We start from the raw sequence: 18,399 nt of genomic DNA on the forward strand, positions 1-18,399 counted from the left end.
CCGGCCGATGGGCTGGTCGCCCACGGCTCCCGGAGGTCCCGAAGTGGCAGGTGACGGCCTGACGGTCGTGGTCCGTGTGTCGGTAGTGGGTGAGAACCGGCCAAGTGTGCCGCTGGGTAGCGAGGTGATCTAGCCAATCGGCCTGCGCTGTGCGTACAGGTGGCTACGCTGCGTGCCTCCCGAGATCTTGTGACGCGGGCGGATCTGACCTGAAGGAGGACGCTTGAACACGCATCTGCGCTTTGCGCCGGAGATCCTGATCCGCCTTGGGGAGGAGCTGATCCCGCACCCCGACCTCGGGGTGATTGAACTCGTCCGCAACGCCTACGACGCGGATGCGACGAAGGCCATCGTTCAGCTCCACAACGCCACCCAAGCCGGCGGCACCCTTGTGGTCGAGGATGACGGCGACGGCATGACGGCCGAGGACATCCGCGAGGGCTTCCTCCTTATTGGGAGGTCGCAGAAGTCCGGTGCAACAGACAGCCACTCCAAGCGTCGTCGCATCGGTGAGAAGGGGCTGGGCCGCCTGGCGGCACTGCGCCTTGGGCGCCGGGTGGAGCTGCTGTCCCGCCCGCGTAGCGAGCCCGGCGTAGAGCACAGGCTCGTCATCGACTGGTCCGACTACGAGTCGGTTGGCTCGGTCGAAGAGGTCGAGCTCACGGTTGTCACGCAGGCAACATCGAAGAAGCCCGGCACCTCATTGACTGTGCACCAGTTGCGGCAGGGTTTCGAGAAAGAGCAGATGGATCGGCTTGCTCGTGCCATGCGCTTGGTCACCGGGTTCTTCAATGATGAGGACACAGGTTTCACCGCGACGCTCATTGCGCCCCAGTTCGATCGGGTCTCGGACGCAGTAAATCGAAGTTTCTTCGACGAGTATGAATACAAGCTCGAAGCCAATCTCGACGAAGAGGGGTACGCGAGTACCGTCCTCTACGACTGGAAAGGCCGCGTAATCACCCGAGGGGAGCACGTCGACATCGCGCCGGATAGCCGCGGAGGGCGACTCCAGCCCCCTCTGAGGTATCAAGCGCCAGCGGCTTCCTTCGAGCTGTGGATGTTCCTGCTGGACAAGCGCTCGTTCGAACTTCGTGGCTCGAAGAATCAGTTCACTGCCCTGCGTCCGTGGCTCAAGGTTGTCGGTGGCGTTCACCTCTTCCACCGAGGCCTGCGTGTGCATCCCTACGGTGATCAGGGCTTCGATTGGCTAGACCTGAACCTCTTGAGGGCCCGTAACCCGCAACTTCGCCCCTCCACCAACAACAGCATCGGGCGTGTATCGGTCGATGACCCGGATGGCCTTCTCATTCCGAAGACAGACCGGATGGGGTTCCAGGAGAACGTCGCGTTCATTGAACTCCGTGATTTTGCCCGAGGCGCCACAGAGTGGGCGGCAAGGGAACGAAAGAGGATCCGAGACGGTGAGAAGCTCGGGATTCCTTCGCCCGCCCAGCGTCCTTCGCCTGCCCAGCGTCCCGCGCCTGTCCCGGTCACGGACCGCCCCGAGACGCCCAGGAGCTCGGCGGACGACCGTAGGGCTTGGGAGACGGCATCGCAGCCGGAGCTGTTGACGCTAGCGCCGAGTCTGCCTGCGCAGCGCGACGAGGCACCCTTGCCAGCGATGCGACCGGAGCACCTCTTGTACCGGTCCCTCGCCACTGCTGGGATCCTTGCTTCCGCGTTCGGGCGTGAGACAGCAGCTGGAAGCGATGCCAGCGAAGTAGGTCGCGGGGTGATCGACCTTGTGGGAATCGCTACACGAGCGGCCCGGGGAGATGGTTTCCGCGTCGACATCGCCGATCTGAACGAAGTGGTCAGCCGTGCCTTGGGCGCGGTACGCCCCCAGCTGGAGCGACGCGGCATCTCTATCAACGAGGAGTACTGGGACGAGCCGATCCATGTCGCGGCCGCAGTGTCGGACCTGGAAGCGATCGTCTTCAATCTGGCCGCCAATGCCATGAGCTCATTCGCGCGTGCCGGCGATCTGTTGGGGGACCGAGTCGTGCAGGTCCGGACTCGGGTTGAGGAGGGCCGCGCGGCTTTCGACTTCTCCGATTCAGGTCCGGGGATTGTCGACGTCGACGTCGCACACATGTGGCGTCCGGGCGTAACTGGTCCGGAGAACGAGAGCGCCGGATTCGGCCTGACAGTCGTCCGTGATGCCGTTGCCGACATGTGTGGCAGGAGGTCGGTGGTTGAGGATGGGGATCTCGCGGCCGACGCGTACGGGGAGCTGGGGGGCGCGACCTTCCGCATCCGCCTCCCTATGCGGATCGCTGGCGAGTAGCCTGGATCTCTCCTCAGGCCCCCCATCCTCGGTGCGCTTCGGGGCCGTGTGGACTCCAGCCGTTCAGGTACGGCTTCAGTTCCTCTGGCTTCGGTTCGCGGGCGGTGGGCATTGCGGGGAGCTGGGTCAGCGGGTCGAGGTGCCGGATGTACTGGTGCATCCATGCCAGCCACTGTCGCGTCGAGGCCACTTCCGCGTCGTCCCCTTCCGGGTCCGCTTCGATTCGGCGCTCCAGGGCGTTGGCATACGCGCTCAGTGCCGTCGCTTCCTGCCATTGGCGAGCCTGTGAACGGAGTACCTCGGCGAACTGATCGTGGGCGGCCTGCTCCTTCGCCTTCTCCATGGCCGCTCTCCAGCGGACCTCGCGCTCGACCTCCGCGCGCTCCTCGTCCACCTGGCGCTGAGCGTCCTCCACGGCGCGGGTTTCGATCTCCCGCAGAACGGCCCCCAGGATGTCCTCCAGCACCCACCGTTTGCGATCGGCCCAGCGGGACTGCCGACTGGACCGGCTGTAGCCGAGTTCGATCACGAGGCTCTTGGAACGCTCTGGGTCGGTGGACTGCGGAGACTCCTGCTGGATCGTGACGGTATAGGTAAAGCCGCCGACGATCACGTCCAGCTCGCCCTCGCGACGCGAGTATCCCGAGGGGTAGTGCTTGCCCGCGTACGTGTAGGCACGGCTGCGGTAGCGGTTGGGGACGCGGTGCTCCTTCACCTCGTATCCGCGGCATACGGTCTCGGCGGCCAGGCCCTGGAGCAGCAGCAAGGAGCGACGACGGAGCGGAGCCGGCATGACCAGTCGGCAGTCGTCGTCCCTCAGTGCGGCAACAGCCGGATGCGGGGAGCGCAACTGAGTCGGGACCTGGATGGGCGGGGCATCATCCGGCGCCTGCCTCCGTGAGTTGGGGTGTGGTCCGTCAGCCAGAGAGATCTGCAGGTCGCGATTCCACATGCGGATTCTCTCGATGCGTTTGCCCTCGGGTACGAGGCCATGGCGTTTCGCGTAGTCGATCACGCGCCGCCATTCCGTCACCGTTGCCTCGTCGGGCTGGGCGATGGTGTGACGCCTGTCCGCGACGAGACGCCTGACCAGTTCAGTCGCCTTCGTGCGACGAGCGAGGGCGATCGGTCTGTCGTTGTAGGACGGTGATCGGCCGCCGCGCTTCCCCTGTTCATTAGCGGTCTTCTCGTCCCCAGCATGCGCCGGGTCGTCGGGGTGGTGGCCGTGCTGGATGCAGAACTTGCCCGCCTCGGTGACCTGGGTCTGCACCTCGCCGCTGCTCCGCTTGATCATCACCAGCCCGCGGTCGCGTAGCGCGTAGGCGGAGCGCCACTCGCTGGGGTCCCAGGAGGTTCCGAGGTCCTCGCTGTTCGCGAGCCGGGCGAGGAGGGCGAGCTGCCGTTCGTTCAGGGGAGACCAGCGATGCATGGCAACAGCTGACCCTTGGAGTTGGTCGGGTGCAATGACTCGTACGGGTGGTCGCTCCTGGAGAGGGGAGAAAGCCGAGGTCCGCCGCCAGTCGGCGGGCCCGCCTTGCGTGAGCGGTGCGTGAGCGGACGGGGAGGCACACGGTGGATTTGGCGGCATGAGGGTTCAGCGGCTCGGTCTCTGACCTGCGGAAACGGGATTCTGTGGCACCCCCCGGCACCAGCCGAGATGATCTCGTGGGACCTCGTAATGCGTAGGTCTCGGGTTCGAATCCCGAAGGCGGCTCGGATTAACCCCAGGACTCACTCACCGTGACCTGGGGTTTTTCTTTGCCTTGCTCCTGTCGGGGCATCAGCCCAGGGGCGTCGCCCGTCCCCCTCCAGGAGGCGTGATCCGGCCTCTGGAGGGGCGCCCGAGTGGTGCGGGGGAGGGCGGCGCCGGGGTCAGGGGCGGGCGCCCGGGTCGTGGGTGGTCAGGGACGCCTTGACCGCGCGGGCGTACGGGCCCTCCCACCACGGGATCGTCTCCACCAGGACGGGTTTGGTGCCGGAGGCCAGAACGAGCGCCCGGCCGGGGGGCATCGCGCTCAGGTCGGAGACCTTCAGGACGCGGTCGCGGCGTACGGACTCGTTCACGGAGCGGTTGCCGGACCAGCCGCCGGCCTCCGCCTCACGGGTCGTGGTGAACTCGCGCAGCTCGTACTCCCCCGCCAGCTCGGACAGGTCCCCGAGGAAGCGGGTGTCGGAGACGCCGCCGCCGTAGACCCGCACGTTCGCGGCCGACCAGAGCTTCTCCATGCCGCGCTCGCCCCACACTTCGACGCCCTGGGCCCAGGACTGGAGGATCGTCATCAAGACGATGCCGCGCGAGCCGTAGTGCGAGTAGAGGTCGGGCAGGGCGCGCCAGCGGCAGACGTTCGCCGCCTCGTCAAGGACACCGACCAGCGGGCGGGCCAGCCGGCCGCCGCGCTGGGTGGTGGCGTACTCCTCGGCCGCCTCGACGACGGCCACGGTCAGTGCGGTCACCAGCGGGCCCGCCGAGTCGCTGCCCTCGCGGGAGAGCGAGTAGAGGGTGGAGTCGCTGCGGACGAACTCGTGGGGGTCGAACTCCGGGCGGTCGTCGTGGTCGGAGGCGGGCGTCACCCACCGGTTGACGTCGGGGTTGATGAGGCAGGACGCCATCTGCTGGGCGACGCCGTAGATGCCGCTGCGCTGCTTGTCCGGTGCGCTGATCACGCCGGCCAGGGAGTCGGCCGGCATGAGCTGTCCCGCGCCGCGCAGGATGCGCTCCGGGGTGTCGTCCTTCGGGTTGGCCAGCCAGGTGTAGATCTGGGTGATCGAGGACTTGGCGGTGGCCGCCGCGAGCAGCAGGTTGGCGAGCAGGTCCTGTCCGGCCGGGTCGAAGAACGCGTCGGTGGAGGCGTCGGCGTCCCGTGAGCCCGACGCGAAGTGGTCGGCCAGCTTGCGGGCCTTGGCGATGTCCGTCACGTACGACAGGGGGTTCCACCACCACGCGGGCGGCTCCTGTGCCACCTGCTGGGGGTCGAAGACCCAGACCGGCCCGCGCGCCCCGCGGGGGCCGCGGGTGGCGTCGACGATGTCCCGCTTGTTGGAGGTGACGAGTACCGCGCCGGGGGCGTCGAGGATCGCGGGAATGGCGCGCCGGGTCGTCTTGCCGGTACGGGGGCCCCAGATGTCGATGTGCATGTCCTCGAAGGAGCCGTACAGCGGCTGCCGTCCGCGCAGTGAGCGGCCGATGAAGACGCCGGGCACGTTGCCGTGCACGCCGAGTCGCTCGGCGGTCGCGGCGGCGCCCTTCATGGTGAGTTTGCCGAGTTCCTCGCCCTGGGCGAGATGGCGGGCCGCGCTGTCGACGTCGGGCTTGTCGCGCAGGTGCCGGCGGATCCGGTACACGGCGGTCGCGGCAGCGGCGAGCAGCAGCGCCTCGGCCGCCGCGACGGCGTTCGCCGCACCGTTCGGCCAGGCGTAGTCGCCCGTGGCCAGGGCCACGGCGAAGGACAAGGGGTTGCCCGGCGGGGCCGGCTGGCCTGCGAAGGTCGCACCGAGGCGGGCGGCGAGCCAGGCGCCGCAGAGGAGGGCCAGGACCGAGCCGACGAGCAGGACGATCTCGATCGTCCAATCCTCCTCGGACCGGGGCTTCTTCTGCTGTTGGACGGTCATGGTCAGGACTTTCCTTCCGGGATGTCGTCGCATCCCTTTCCGCTACGCATGCTTCTCGCCGCCTGCGGCCTCACTGGGGTCGGTGCCGGGCGGGATCGGCACCCGGTACACGGCGGTGATCGGGTCCTGCACGTCCCAGGTGCTGAACTCGACGTTCTTGCCGGGGCGGGGGGCGTGGAGGATCTTCTTGCCGGCCGGGTCCCATACGACGCCGACGTGTTCGGAACCGGCGCTGCTGGGGTGGAAGAAGATCAGGTCACCGGGCTGGGCCTGGCTCAGATCGATCTTGTACGGACGGAGCCGTGCCTCCTGCTCGTACGTGTTCGCACCGATGTTGATCTTGTGGCCGCTGGCTTGGTAGTAGATCCACTGCGTGAAGCTGGAGCAGTCGAAGGAGACGGGGTTGTCGCCCTGCAACCGGGGAGCGGCCCAGACGTACGGCTGGCCGATGCCCCGCTGCGCCCAGCGGAGGGCCGCCCGTACGACCGGGTCGTCGGCCGCCGGCAGTACGCCGGTCACGCCGGCGCCGTCCGGGGGCACCGCGGTGCCCTTGCCGTTCTTGGCGCAGTCGGCGTACGTGGCGTCCTTGCCCTTGCTGCCGTCGCCGCCGGGAACCGTGCCGTAGTCGGGGTTGGCCGAGACCTTGCCGTTGAGCCAGTCCTCCGGGTCGACCATGCCGGGACCCTTGTCCTGGCCGGGGACGAAGGGGTTGTCGACGCCGGGGAGGCGTACCTCCCAGTGCAGGTGCGGGCCGGTGACGTTGCCCGTGGCGCCGACCGTGCCGATCTGGTCGCCGCGCTTGACGGTGCTGCCCACCGAGACGGAGATGGTGGTCTGGTGCGCGTACAGGGTGATGACGCCGTTCGCGTGCTCGATGTCGGTTTCGTTGCCGTACGAGCCGCCGTTGCCCGCCTTCACCACCTTGCCGTCGGCGGGGGCGTAGATCGGGGTGCCGCTGGGAGCGACCAGGTCGAGCCCGGTGTGGTAGCCGAGGCTCCAATGCGGGCCGCTCTCGTGGTACTTGGTGCCGAGCTGGTAGGTGCCCTGCTTCAGCGGCCACTGCCAGTCCTTGCCGCCCGCGGGCCGCGGGTCGGCGGCCGGCCTGAGCAGCGGGCGGGAAAAGGCGGCCGGATCCATCCGGGCCGCCTGGTCCCGGCCTCGTCCGGTGTCGCCGCCGTAGGGCGGGGTGGACCAGGAGCGGGGCGCGGACGCCTTGATGCTCAACGCCTCGTTCGGCTGGGCGTCGTTGCCGACCGGCTCGGGGATGTCCGCGTGCTGTCCGAGGGTGGGGAAGCCCGGGTTCTTCTCGACGGTCGTCTTCAGATGGGCGTACCAGCCTTCGATCAGGCTCTTCTCACCGGTGAGGTTGCCGCGGTAGCGGGCGGCCTGCGTGAGGACCACGCGGGGGTAGACGGTGTTGTCCTTCTTCGAGCCGGAGTAGGTCAGCAGGGCGTCCCAGGGCTTCGTCTCGGCCTTCAGCGCATGCAGGAAGTTGGCGGCGGCGAACGCCGCGTCGTCGATGTTGTAGAGGTCCTTCTTGCCGTCGCTGTTGCCGTCGTCGCCGTAGTCCTTCCAGGCGTCGTCGCCGAACTGGAGCAGGCCCATGTATCCGGCGCTGTTCTTGCCCCCCGGCGCGGCGGACGGGTCCTGGCCGAACTTGGTCTCCTGGTACATCTGCCCGGCGATCAGCGTCCAGTCGAGCCCCTCGTAACGGGCCGCGCCGCGCATCGCGGCCAGGATCATCCGCGGGGGTATCTCGTTGCGGGCCGTATCGCTGGGCATGTAGACCTTGCCGGCCGGCATGATCGGGTTGGTGGCCGCCTTGTCACCGGTGTTGCCGCCGGCCGCGTTCTCGCCGTAGTTGCCGCAGGCCGCCTGCGCGGCGCCGCTGCCGAGGCCGCCCACCAGGGCGCTGATCATGACGATGGCGAGGAAGCCGATACCGCCGATCGGCAGCAGGCTGCCGCCGCCGAGGATCAGCAGCCACTTGCCGCTGCCCTTCTTCTTGCCGCCGCCACCGGCGCCACCGCCCTGGCCGCCCCCCCGCTGGGCGGCCGTCTTGGCCGATCTCGCCACCTTGGCGGCCTTCGACGCGGCCGCCAGCACGGCAGGAGCCACCATCGGGTCTCAACCCCCAGCTTTTTCGGACGCGCCCACGTTGCCCAGGCCGTAGAGGTCGAACGAGGAGACCTTCCACGCCCCACCGTCCTTGCGGGCGCTGACCAGCCAGGAGTTGTTCTCCGTACGGGTCTGCTTGCCGTTCTCGGAGCGCACCGCGGTCAGCGACACCACGCTGGACACCATCCGGCCACTGCCGCGGGCGAGTTCGTCGGCGATCATCGCGTCGCGGACCACGGTCGCCTTCCCGGCGGACGAGCAGCGCACTGCCTGGCAGGTGGCCCAGTCCTTGCCCGTGGGAAGCGCGGTCTGCTGGTTCATCTGGTCGCCGCCGACGGTCAGCGCCAGCAGCGGCTTCGCCCAGGTCGCGCTCTGGTCGGTGTGCCTGTACGTGCCCAGTCCGGCCATGTACGAGGCCATCGCCCGGTGCGCCTCGGCCAGTTCCGCCGGTGTGACGATGGCCGGCACGGTGTCGGAGGTACCGGTCTGCTGCGTCCCGTCACCGGCGGGGGCGCCATGGCCGGCGCCCTTGTCCTGGGCGGCCGGCGCGGGGGCCTTGGCGTCCGACGGCGCACCGGGGCCGTCGTCTCCGTCGAAGACGGTGAACACCACCAGGGCGCCGATCAGCAGAACGCCCAGTACCGCCAGGGCAAGTGCCGCACTTCGCTTGTCGTCGGCAGGTGACTCCACCGTCCCGGGCCTCCCTCAGTCAGGTCGCCCGGACACGGTAGGGGGAGGGACGGCCGATGACGCACGCCTTTTCCCCGTGGGGAAAGACGGGGAAAGGGCGGGGAAACATCTGGGCGTTCCGGCGTGGCCGGTCCGGCGGAATCCGTGCGGAGAAACCGCGAAGGAGTCGCCGGGACCCTTCACCGTTCCTGCTCAGACGGAGGGTGCCGCGGGGTCGTACGGGTCGACGGGCAGCGGCTCGAAGGGGTACGCCGTATGCCCGTCCTTGGGGGAACAGGCCGCGAAGGGGCCGAGGTCCGCGTCCAGCAACACCCGCAGGTGCGGGTCGGCGTGGTGGAGCCACCAGGTGGACATGCCCAGTGCCGGGTCGTGACGCAAGTGCTCCCAGGCCAGCCAGAGCGCGGAAAGCCGGGCTCCCGCCTCGGGGTGCTCCCACCAGCGCGGACACCAGGTGGCGGTCGAGCCGTTCACGCGGCGCCGCACCATCTGTGACAGGTACTCGGAGACGAAGACGAAGACGTCGGCGAAGTAGAACTCCACCTCGTCCTCGGCCGACTTCTGTTCGCCCTGCTGCTCGGCGGCAAGGAGGGGGAACGCCTCGCACAGCTGGTCCAGAGCGCCGTCCCGGCGCCGGAGCTCGGCCAGCACCAAATCGCGGAGTTCGGCCTCGACGGCCTGCCCGGCTGCCGTGTCGCCTGCCCCGCGGGCGGCCACCACCCGCCCTTGCCAATCGGTTAGTTGCCTTCCACGCTGGTCCTCCTCCTGGGCCGAGCGAGCTCCGGCCAGAAAGAACGTCAGCTTCGTGTGCATGCCGCCCCAGGCTTTGGTCGCGGCGAAGAAGACCGCCTTCTGCGCCAGGCTCTGGGCGATCCGTTCGTAGTCGCTGCTCAAGTGGGGTGCCTCTCGCACAGGGTCGGTCGGTTAGCGCTCGGTGCCGGACTGCACCCGTGCCGGGGAGGGAAGTCCGGGAGCCGGGTTGATCACGCCGTGGCCGGTGGGGCCGCGTGGGGCCGCGGGCTGGGCGACGGGGCGGGCGACCGTGCCGGGCATGAAGGCGTTGGCGGCCCGCGCGGGCTGTTTCACTGCCGCACGGACGGACAGCTCGTCATAGGTGTTGGCTGACGCCAGCTTCCACATCGCCGCTTCATGCGCCATCCGCTGGTTCTCGGGTACGTCGATGGCGCCCAGCTTCTCGGCGAGGTCCTTCGGGGACTTCTCAGGGTCGTAGTCCCCCATGCGTAGCTGGCAGCGGACGGGGTCGTCAGCCATCAACGCCTGGATCTCGGCGGGAATGTGCTCATGCCGGGGCATCGGTGTCGCGAACTTGATGCCCTCCTTGCCGACCTTGGAATTCTGGAGGAGCGCCGGAACCTCGGTCTTGCCGAGTACCGAGTCCTCGGTGATGTCGGCAGCGAAGGCGATCACCAGGCCCTCGGTTGCCTCGGCGTACCGGTCCGAGAGGGTGTCCCAGGCCTTGCCGTGGGCGCTGTCCAGTTCGTCCGGATCGAAGTCGAAGTGTTGGGTGAGAGCATCCACCACTAGTTCATTGCCAAGGGAGTACGAATTCAGCTGGTGCCCAGCCGGGGTGTCCTCCAGCACTTGCAGGCCGCGAGATTCGCCACACGCCCGTGCCAAAAAGCGGTTGGGTACAGGTGTGTCAGCGCCCTCGAGCTGGGACTGATAGGACCAGAACGCGCGGTGGGGGCCCCGGTCCTCAGTGGTGACCGATCCGCTCTCCGCAAGATTCTCGATGAACTTCAGAAGACCCGGTGCGGCCTCGTCCTGCTTGAGCGTCGACAGGTATTCCCTGTAGATCTCGCCTGCTACCGCGGCCCCGGCCTGCTTGTCGCCAGGCTCTGAGTCGGCGTGTGCCTGCTGGAAGGCAAAGGCCCTGGCTATCTCTTCCGCGGTGGGAGGAGCGTCAGGTCTCACAGGGTCCTCCGTGAGCCTTCAGGGGCATTCACCGTCAGCCGGATCCGTGAGCCGCCGGGAGTGTCGGTGGTCCAGGCCGCGAACGACACTGACTGCACCAGCACGATGCATGCCTGTCCCGGGTGTTCGCCCATCGGCTTCCAGTACGCCATCCGGTAGGGCGTACGGGTTTCGAGGCGGTATTCGCGGGACTCCCAGAACGCCGGCTCGGGCGGTTCCGGGAAGTCCGGTGCGTCCCAGGGCCCGCTCCAGGCCGCAGGCCCCAGCACGCTTTCGGCTGCACTGACGAACGCAGGCCACTCCTCTGCCGCGCGGGCCAGGAGGCCGGGGTTCTCGGACGCCTCATCGGCCTTGACGTGCCACGCCCAGTGGGTCAGGCGCCTGACCGGATGCCAGTTGCCACCTGCTTCGAACTTCCACCTGCCGCCGCCGGGGGTGTCCACGACCAGGTTGCGGTCGGCCGTCTGCGGTTCCCAGCCGTACCTCGCGCACCACTTGCGGCACTCCGACGATCCACCCTGCGGCGGACCCTCCCACACGGAGGCCCAGTCCACCCCGCGCAGACCCTCCAGCTCGGCGGCCAGGTCCTGGGCCGTGCGGCCCGATGTCTCGGTCAGCATTGTTTGCAGCTCCTCGCTCGGTATACGTGTGGGCATCGTGGCATGCGGTCAGGACAGGATGATCCCGAGGACCAGCAGGCCGGTCACCACCGCGCCCATGATGAAGCGGACCTTCGGGTCGCCCTGCTCCCAGAGGTCGTGGACCACGGCCCAGCCCGTGACGCGTGCGGCGCGGCCGTTGTGCAGGCTGGGAGCCGGGTCCGGGTCGTCCGACGGGGCGTCGTCCTCCGGGGCCGGGACTCCGATCGTCCCCTGCTGGGCTTGCGCCACCATGACCAGCCCCTCCAGAAGCTCGGGCATCGTGTGCGGAGTGAGGGGGAAGGCGACGGTGCCGTGCGGGGTTTGCAGGCAGAGCTTCGACTGCCAGGGGTTTCCCGGCTCGTAGCCGTCGATCCAGGCGTGCTGGGCCTCCGTCGCGGGGGGAACGTTCTGCTGCGGGAGGGCGTACTGGTCGCTCAACTCTCGTCCTTCGCAAGGTCGGGGACGGCTCGGCACCCGTCACCCGGGCACGACCCGCCATTCTTGCGGAGCGTGGGGAGGGGCGGGCCGCCCCGGGGTCGCGGGACCGCCTCGCGGGGATTCCCGACTCTTTCCCCGACTTTCCCCACTCTTTCCCCGCAGGGAAAAGGGAAGGGGCGATGGCCTCTTCATTTGCCACACTGCCGTTCCGCACACCTGGCTGAATTCCAGGGGCCCGCCAACCGGTCGGCCGGCGGAGGGGGAGCACACGCGTGGGAGAGACGGACTCGATGACGGACCACAACAGCTCTGCTGGCGGGGTCGGCGGGGGCCGGCCTTCCGGGCAGCCAGGGCCGGTCGGCCCCGCGGGGCACGCCGACGAGCGGCAGGCGCAGCCGCACCCCCGGACGCAGCCGGTGTCCGCTCCCTACGGCTACCAGGGCAACGCCCAGCCCCCGGCGCAGCAGTCCTCGGAGGCCGCGCGCGCTCAGGTGGCGGCGGCCTGGGTGCGCACCACCCGGCCTGGCGCCGTGCCCCCGGCCGAAGCGGCCGTGCCGGTCCTGCCCCCGCGCGCGAACCAGCCGGCGGGGCCGTCGAAGAAGGACAAGCGCGACCGGGCGAAGGCCGCGAGCAGGGCCGCCCAGGACGCCAAGAGGGCCGAGCGCAAGGCCGCGTACGAACAGAAGAAGGCGGCGCGCGAGGGCCGCAAGCAGGGCGGCGGCGCGGCGGCCCCCGCGGCCGCGCCGGTCCCCTCGGCGGCCGCACCCGTGACGACCCGACCGTCTTCCGCCGCCCGGGACCCGAAGGCGCCCGCGCCCGCCGCGGCGCCCGCGGGCTTCGACGTGCCGCGCCCGGGTGGGCGGCTGCCCGTCCAGGGGCGGCGTACGCACGTGGCCCTGCGCGCGACCCTGCTGATCACCACCTGCGCCTTCGCCCTGGGGTCGTGCGGTGTCGCGGGCCTGTTGATCGGCAAGTCGTCCGTCGCGGTGCAGAGCGGCGCCCTGGACGAGAAGGACCTGCAGCGGTACCGGCTGACCGACTTCCCGATCCAGGCCGCGGCGACCTTCGCCGAGGAGTACGTGACGCTCTGCATGACGTACTCCCCGCAGACCGCCGACAAGCGCCGCGACGCGCTGGCCCACTACACCTCGTCGGGCGTGGACCGCGACTGCGGCGTCAGCGGTCAGGCCGGCCAGAGCGTCCGCCAGGCCAAATGGGACGGGACCGTCGAGGAGCTCCCCGAGTACGGTGCGAACGGCCGCTATCTGGGCATCCAGGTCAAGCTGTCGACCGGCCGCACCACCACCCTGTCCGTGCCGGTGTACGTGAAGGACCTGGCCACCGGGTCGGGTCTGCGCGTCGCGGGCAACCTGGGCGAGATGCCGCTGCCTTCGCGCGGCAGCGTTCCCGTCGTCAAGCAGGACAAGGAAGTCGTCGACCAGCCGCTCTCCGACCAGCTCAGGGCGAAGGTGCTGCCCGGCTACTTCAAGGCGTGGGCCGCTTCCGACGCGACGGGGCTGACCCGCTTCACGACCCCCGACGCGACCCAGGCGGCGACCACGGGCCTGGCCGGGGCACTGGCCTCGCCCGACGTCCAGGAGGTCGTGGCGCTCGCCCCGGCGGGCAGTGAGAACGGCAAGGCCGTCCAGTACGGGCCGGGTCAGACGGTGCAGACGCGGGTGACGGTCGTCTGGGGCGGCGCCCCGTCGCCCGGGGCGAAGGGGGCCCCGGCCCCCGTCCCCACCGTGAAGCGGTCCTACCGGCTGACGGTGGTGAACACCGCCCAGGGCTGGTTCATCAAGGACATCCACGGCGGCGTCCTCGACCCGACGGGCGGCATCGCGGACGCCGGAGCGAGCGGTCCCGCCGTCCCGGCGCCCGAGGAGAGCGCCCCGGCCCCGGCGGGCGGCGCCCCGGCGGGCGGCGCCCCGGCCGGCGGAGAGCCCGGCCCCGCCCCGGCCAAATCCTCCTGACCGCAACCCTCGACGTACCCCTTCCCACGTATCCCAGTCGCAGTGAAAGGACATCGCCATGTACCTGGCGGCTACTACTCTCAACGGCATGTTCGGAGAGATCCAGAAGATCCTCCTGGGCATCGGCACCACCGTGGCCGTCTGCTCCCTGCTGATCCTCGGCATCCGGATGCTGCTGTCGATGAAGCGCGGCGACGGCTTGCGCGAGGCGTTCCAGGGGTTCGGCATCATCGCGCTGGCCGCCCTGATCATCGGCGGCGCGACCGGTCTCGCCGGTCTGCTGATCGACCTGGGCAGCCAGATCGGTGGCGGCGGCAGCAAGGGCTGACCGACCCGGGCAGCGGCCGGCGGCGCATCGCCCCCGTCCGGCCCGCACCCGTGACCCACGGTCCGCAACCATGTCAGAGAGGGGGACCGGCTGATGGCACAGGCCGCATCGGACGCACCCGAGCCGATGGTCGCCTACGACCACACGGATCTGCTCAACCGGCCCAAACGCATCTGGAACTGGGGCAACATCCCGCTCCCGGGCCTGCTGCTGCCCGCCTTGGGCGCGGCCTTCGGCTTCGGTGTCCTGTGGCTGGTGGCGCTGCTGTCGCTCTCCGCGTTCCTGCCCTTCCTCGGCATCTCGATGCTGACGTCGGTGCTCTACCTCGGGCCGCCGGTCGGCGTCTACTTCGTGTGGGGCCGGCCGCTGCCCTCCGCACTCACGCTCAGCCAGCAGTTGGTCGTCTGGGCCGACTACTGGTGGCAGCCCAAGCGCCTGCAGGGGCTGGCCGCCGACCGGGAACCCGAGGAACTGCACTGGCAGGTCATCCTCTGGCAGCCGGGATCGCGGCGCTGGCAGCGGCAGTACGAGGAGGCCCGCGCCACGGCGTCCCGGCACGGTTCCTCGTACGCCGGGCAGGCGCGAGCCCTGAACCCGCATGCCGCGCATCCCGCACCCGTACCCGCACCCGCACACTCCGAGACCGCAGGATGAGTCCTTCATGATCATGATGATCCTTCTGGGCGGGGCGGTCGCCTTCTTCGTGATCGCCATGATCATCGCCGCCGCCGGCTCCAAGAAGTCCCAGGGCGGTCAGGGCTCCGGCGGTACGCGCGGCACCGGCGGCCCCCGCAACCAGGCCGCCCGGACCACGCGCCGCGAAGACCTGCGGCTGCCCTACCGCTACGCCGACGACATGGTCTTCGTGCACGGCGAGTCGGTGTGGACCGGCCTCGTGCTGCCCACCGCCATCGACGAGTACCTCAACGCCACCGAGCTCCAGGCGATGGCCGAGGGCCCCGCCCGCGGACTGCTCAACCTCGCCCGCGGCGACCGCAACGTCGAGTGCCACTACCGCAAGGTGTACCGGCCGATCACCGCCGTGGAATGGGCCGAGCAGCTCAACACGGTGGCGTGGGACCCGACCGAGAACTACAAGGCGTACAACCTCCGCAAGGCGGAGTACCAGGAGCGCATCGGAGCGACCCGCGAGCGCAACATCCTGCTGGTCAAGCTGGGGTCGCTGAAGCGGGGGTCGAACGGCAGCGGGGTGCTCCCCGGCGGTGACGACCCGGTCGAGGAGCCGGGCCTGGGCCGCGGCCTGCGCGACACCGCCGACAGGGCGGCGGCGGGTGCCACCGGCGTCCACGACGAGTACCTGTCGCCCGGCGTGCTGGCCCAGTGGACCCAGGTCGCGCGGGAGGTCCACGAGAGCCTGGAGGGCCTGAACGGCGTGCCACTGAGCCGCGAGGAGCTGGTCTGGCTGATCCGCAAGCCGCTCCACGGCGACCTGGCCGTACCGCCGGAGCCGGTGCTCGGGTCCCGCTCCTGGGGACCGGACCAGTTCGACCTCGTCGTCGACTTCTCCGGTGAGAACCACAAGACGCACATCGTGCTGCACCAGTACGACGAGGTCACCGGCGAACAGCACACCAGCTACACGACGACGCTCGTGGCCGCCAGCTGGCCCACCGAGACCCGCTTCCGGCAGTCCACCGCCTGGGCGCGCTACGCCTCGCAGCACGTGGACTTCCCGGTCGAGATCGACATGCGGTTCACCCTGATCCCGTACCTGAAGTTCAAGGACCGGGCGAAGAAGATCAGTGGAAACCTGGTCGACGAGATGAACGACATGGCCAACTCCGGCCGCTCGCCCGGTACCCAGCTCGCCAACCAGGTCACGCGTGCCCAGCACCTCCTCGACGACGTCGAGGAACACAAGATGCCGGGCATGGAGGCGCAGATCCGCTTCACCATCTCCGCGCCCGACCTCGCCGAGCTGGAACGCCGGCGCCGCGTCCTGGAGATGCAGTTCAAGCAGGACCTGAAGGTCACCCTGCTGCGGCCGACCCGCCAGCAGTGGCGGCTGCTCCAGTCCCAGCTGCCGGGCGACGCTCCCAAGCTGCCCATCGCGCCTTACCTGCGGCTGCAGGAGGTCGAGCAGCTGGGCGCCGGCCTGCCCACGGCGGGCACCGAGCTCGGCGACAACCCCGAACACCGGTCGGGCAGGCAGCTGGGCTGGGTGGGCAATCTCGTCGGCTGGGCCGGGAAGATGCCCGTCCACTACTCCTTGCACGTCGGACCCGCCCGCAACGACGGCGGTGGCCTCGCCATCGTCGGTGCGTCCGGCGGTGGCAAGTCGTCCCTGGCGCTGCAGAAGTTCTACGAGGAGTCGGAGGCGGGCGTGCGCTGTCTGGTCATCGACCCCAAGACCGACTTCGCCCAGCTCTGCTACTACCTGGCCTTCGGCTCCCAGGTGAACGACCCGGCCTTCGCGCACGACGCGGACACCGGCCTGCTGGGTACCGAACGCAGCCGCTTCCGGCCGGTCAATCCGGAGTTCTGGGCGGAGACCGAGGTCGTCGACCTCCTCAAGGGTCAGGCCGGCGTGCTCGACCCGTGGGTGGTCGCCCGGGACGTCCCCTCGGGCCGTCTGCTCGCCGAGTCGATGCTCCGCGGGTTCCTCGGCGACGAGGACTACCAGCGCGTACGGCTGCCCGTCATCGAGGCGATGGCGACGGTCGTCGGCTGGTACAACTCCGCGATGCGGCAGGCCACCGAGCAGGGGCTGACCGCCCGGGAGGCGGAGCTCAAGGTGCCGCGGCCGACGCTGTGGCAGGTCGTGGACGAGGTCGTCAACGCCTACGACCACGCGGTGGCCAGCGGGGACCGCGAGGCCGTCAAGGAGCTCAAGCTGGCCCAGATGCTCCTCACCGAGCTGCGGACCCTGCCGTACGCGCGCCTCGCCTTCGCCGAGCGCCCGCAGACGCTGTCCGCGATGCGCAAGCGCCGTACGGTGATCACCTTGCGCGGATTCCAGTCGCCGTCCTCCTCGGACCCGCGCAACTGGAACCCGGCCGAACGCCTGGCCGCCACCGCGCTGATGGCGGTCGTGGAGCTGGGCAGCCAGATGCTCGACGTCGGGTACGAGAAGAACCCGGTGACGGGGGAGATCGGGCTGCGGCCGAAGGCGCTCTTCGTCGACGAGGCGTACGTCGTCACCGCGACCGAAAGCGGCCGGGACCTGATGCGGCGCGCCCTCAAGCAGGGCCGCTCGTACCTGGCGGTCACGGTCCTGATCACGCAGCAGGCCATCGACCTGGTGCAGATCGAGGATTCCGAGGCGCGCAGCGGTGGCGCCAACCAGATCCACACGGTGTTCGCCTTCAAGCAGAAGTCCGCCCAGGAGGCGTCCCTGGTGGCACCGCTCCTCGGCCGGCCCGAGAACGACGCCAAGGTCATCTCGGCCCTGCAGGATCTGCGTACGGGCGTCTGCCTGCAGCGCGACGTCGACAAGCGGGTCGGCACGGTTGCCGTGGACCTCGTCTTCAAGGAGATCCTCGCCGCCACGGACACCAACGGCACCACGCGCCCCGCCCGTCAGTCGATCGACCCGCCGCTCAGCGTGTGGGACTGGACCTTCATGCAGGAGGCGGCCCAGGCCGAGGAGGCCGCGGCCGCGGCGGAGGCCGCGGAGGCCGCCGCCGTCTGACCGACCCGTACCGAGACCGTTCCGAACGCCGTACGCCGTACCTAAGGAGACACCATGCGCCTGTCCAAGAGCCTCACCGCAGGGGCCGCTCTCGTGGCACTCGTGGCCCTGACCGGTTGTGGGGGTGGAAGCGGGGGCGGGGACGGGGACGGGCGGCCTGCGGACGCGGCCTCCGGCGGCAAGCCGGCCGGCAAGAGCCTGCCCAAGGCGAAGGACGTCGCCTCGATGGAGCGCTTCGTCAGCCAGTACACGACGTGCGGGGACCTGGAGACGGACGCGACGCTGGGCCAGTACTCGGAGACCGCCGAGAAGTTCGAGGGTCTGCCGAAGGGCGCCGACGCCGGCGTTAAGGAGCGGGCGTACTGCAAGGGGCAACGGGGGCCGATCGCCATGCTGGCCGTCTCCGACATGAAGAGGTTCCTGCTGGCGATCAAGGCGAACGAGGCCGCCGGGAAGAAGACCATCCTCCTGGTCGGCGCGGACTTCGCCGTCGTGCCCACCGGTAGCGACGACACGCGGGCGATGAAGCCCTCGGGGCTGCTCGTCGCGTCGTGCAACGCCGCCTTCAACAGCAAGCTCCCGAGCGGCTACTCCAAGACCGAAAGCGCCGTCGAAGGCTGCGTCACGACGGACTACATCCCCGCGTAACACCTGCACGCACGAGGCAAGCAGCACAAGGGACTGGCCGAGGGCTGCGTGCTGACCGACCGCGTCGCTCGTAGTCACCG

14 protein-coding genes are annotated in these 18,399 nt (G+C 69.7%); 6 read left to right on the forward strand and 8 right to left on the reverse strand.

Annotation, left to right across the window (positions count from 1 at the left end; genetic code table 11):
• The first annotated feature begins 223 nt into the window (after positions 1–223).
• Positions 224–2,290, forward strand: coding sequence for an ATP-binding protein (locus ACWGH1_RS03130; protein ID WP_453353144.1), 2,067 nt, complete (start codon positions 224–226; stop codon positions 2,288–2,290).
• Between the two features lie 13 nt (positions 2,291–2,303).
• On the opposite strand, the gene ACWGH1_RS03135 is transcribed toward ACWGH1_RS03130, so the two are convergent.
• From ACWGH1_RS03135 to ACWGH1_RS03170, 8 genes are all read right to left on the reverse strand, one after another.
• Entirely contained in the window at positions 2,304–3,719 is a 1,416-nt protein-coding gene (locus tag ACWGH1_RS03135; RefSeq protein ID WP_453353143.1) for a hypothetical protein, read from the reverse strand.
• Between the two features lie 443 nt (positions 3,720–4,162).
• The gene (locus ACWGH1_RS03140; protein ID WP_453353142.1) at positions 4,163–5,899 is read right to left on the reverse strand and encodes a type IV secretory system conjugative DNA transfer family protein; all 1,737 of its coding nucleotides are present in this window, start codon (positions 5,897–5,899) and stop codon (positions 4,163–4,165) included.
• A gap of 42 nt (positions 5,900–5,941) precedes the next feature.
• A complete protein-coding gene (locus ACWGH1_RS03145; protein WP_453353141.1) occupies positions 5,942–8,020 on the reverse strand; it encodes a peptidoglycan DD-metalloendopeptidase family protein in 2,079 nt (692 codons plus the stop codon).
• Between the two features lie 6 nt (positions 8,021–8,026).
• Positions 8,027–8,707 carry a hypothetical protein gene (locus tag ACWGH1_RS03150; protein WP_453353140.1) on the reverse strand — a complete coding sequence of 227 codons (681 nt, stop codon included), beginning with the start codon at positions 8,705–8,707 and terminating at the stop codon, positions 8,027–8,029.
• Between the two features lie 192 nt (positions 8,708–8,899).
• The gene (locus ACWGH1_RS03155; protein WP_453353139.1) at positions 8,900–9,598 is read right to left on the reverse strand and encodes a DUF4913 domain-containing protein; all 699 of its coding nucleotides are present in this window, start codon (positions 9,596–9,598) and stop codon (positions 8,900–8,902) included.
• A gap of 30 nt (positions 9,599–9,628) precedes the next feature.
• Positions 9,629–10,639 carry a hypothetical protein gene (locus ACWGH1_RS03160; RefSeq protein WP_453353138.1) on the reverse strand — a complete coding sequence of 337 codons (1,011 nt, stop codon included), beginning with the start codon at positions 10,637–10,639 and terminating at the stop codon, positions 9,629–9,631.
• Entirely contained in the window at positions 10,636–11,259 is a 624-nt protein-coding gene (locus ACWGH1_RS03165; protein WP_453353137.1) for a hypothetical protein, read from the reverse strand. The genes ACWGH1_RS03160 and ACWGH1_RS03165 overlap by 4 nt, the downstream gene beginning before the upstream one ends.
• Before the next feature lie 48 nt (positions 11,260–11,307).
• Positions 11,308–11,718, reverse strand: a complete 411-nt coding sequence (locus ACWGH1_RS03170; RefSeq protein WP_453353136.1) for a hypothetical protein — start codon at positions 11,716–11,718, stop codon at positions 11,308–11,310.
• A 272-nt stretch (positions 11,719–11,990) separates the two neighbouring features.
• Here ACWGH1_RS03170 and ACWGH1_RS03175 point away from each other — a divergent pair, with 272 nt between their 5' ends.
• The 5 genes from ACWGH1_RS03175 (at position 11,991) to ACWGH1_RS03195 (ending at position 18,319) form a co-directional block, all read left to right on the forward strand.
• Positions 11,991–13,691: a conjugal transfer protein gene (locus ACWGH1_RS03175; protein ID WP_453408369.1), complete on the forward strand. Its 1,701-nt coding sequence runs from the start codon at positions 11,991–11,993 to the stop codon at positions 13,689–13,691.
• Between the two features lie 88 nt (positions 13,692–13,779).
• Complete coding sequence (locus tag ACWGH1_RS03180) at positions 13,780–14,019, forward strand: hypothetical protein (RefSeq protein ID WP_453354586.1); 240 nt, start codon at positions 13,780–13,782, stop codon at positions 14,017–14,019.
• A gap of 93 nt (positions 14,020–14,112) precedes the next feature.
• Positions 14,113–14,673, forward strand: a complete 561-nt coding sequence (locus ACWGH1_RS03185; protein WP_453354587.1) for a hypothetical protein — start codon at positions 14,113–14,115, stop codon at positions 14,671–14,673.
• Between the two features lie 7 nt (positions 14,674–14,680).
• A complete protein-coding gene (locus ACWGH1_RS03190; RefSeq protein ID WP_453408370.1) occupies positions 14,681–17,671 on the forward strand; it encodes an ATP-binding protein in 2,991 nt (996 codons plus the stop codon).
• 54 nt (positions 17,672–17,725) lie between these two features.
• Positions 17,726–18,319, forward strand: a complete 594-nt coding sequence (locus tag ACWGH1_RS03195) for a hypothetical protein (RefSeq protein ID WP_453354589.1) — start codon at positions 17,726–17,728, stop codon at positions 18,317–18,319.
• The last annotated feature ends 80 nt before the right edge of the window (positions 18,320–18,399 follow it).

This window comes from Streptomyces sp. NPDC054883, assembly GCF_053610645.1.

What these genes read in the sequence shown, in the direction of transcription:
- ACWGH1_RS03165 (WP_453353137.1), bottom strand. Translation starts at nt 11,259, where the DNA reads ATGCTGACCGAGACATCGGGCCGCACGGCCCAGGACCTGGCCGCCGAG.
- ACWGH1_RS03190 (WP_453408370.1), top strand. Translation starts at nt 14,681, where the DNA reads ATGATCATGATGATCCTTCTGGGCGGGGCGGTCGCCTTCTTCGTGATC.
- ACWGH1_RS03145 (WP_453353141.1), bottom strand. Translation starts at nt 8,020, where the DNA reads ATGGTGGCTCCTGCCGTGCTGGCGGCCGCGTCGAAGGCCGCCAAGGTG.
- ACWGH1_RS03135 (WP_453353143.1), bottom strand. Translation starts at nt 3,719, where the DNA reads ATGCATCGCTGGTCTCCCCTGAACGAACGGCAGCTCGCCCTCCTCGCC.
- ACWGH1_RS03140 (WP_453353142.1), bottom strand. Translation starts at nt 5,899, where the DNA reads ATGACCGTCCAACAGCAGAAGAAGCCCCGGTCCGAGGAGGATTGGACG.
- ACWGH1_RS03185 (WP_453354587.1), top strand. Translation starts at nt 14,113, where the DNA reads ATGGCACAGGCCGCATCGGACGCACCCGAGCCGATGGTCGCCTACGAC.
- ACWGH1_RS03195 (WP_453354589.1), top strand. Translation starts at nt 17,726, where the DNA reads ATGCGCCTGTCCAAGAGCCTCACCGCAGGGGCCGCTCTCGTGGCACTC.
- ACWGH1_RS03180 (WP_453354586.1), top strand. Translation starts at nt 13,780, where the DNA reads ATGTTCGGAGAGATCCAGAAGATCCTCCTGGGCATCGGCACCACCGTG.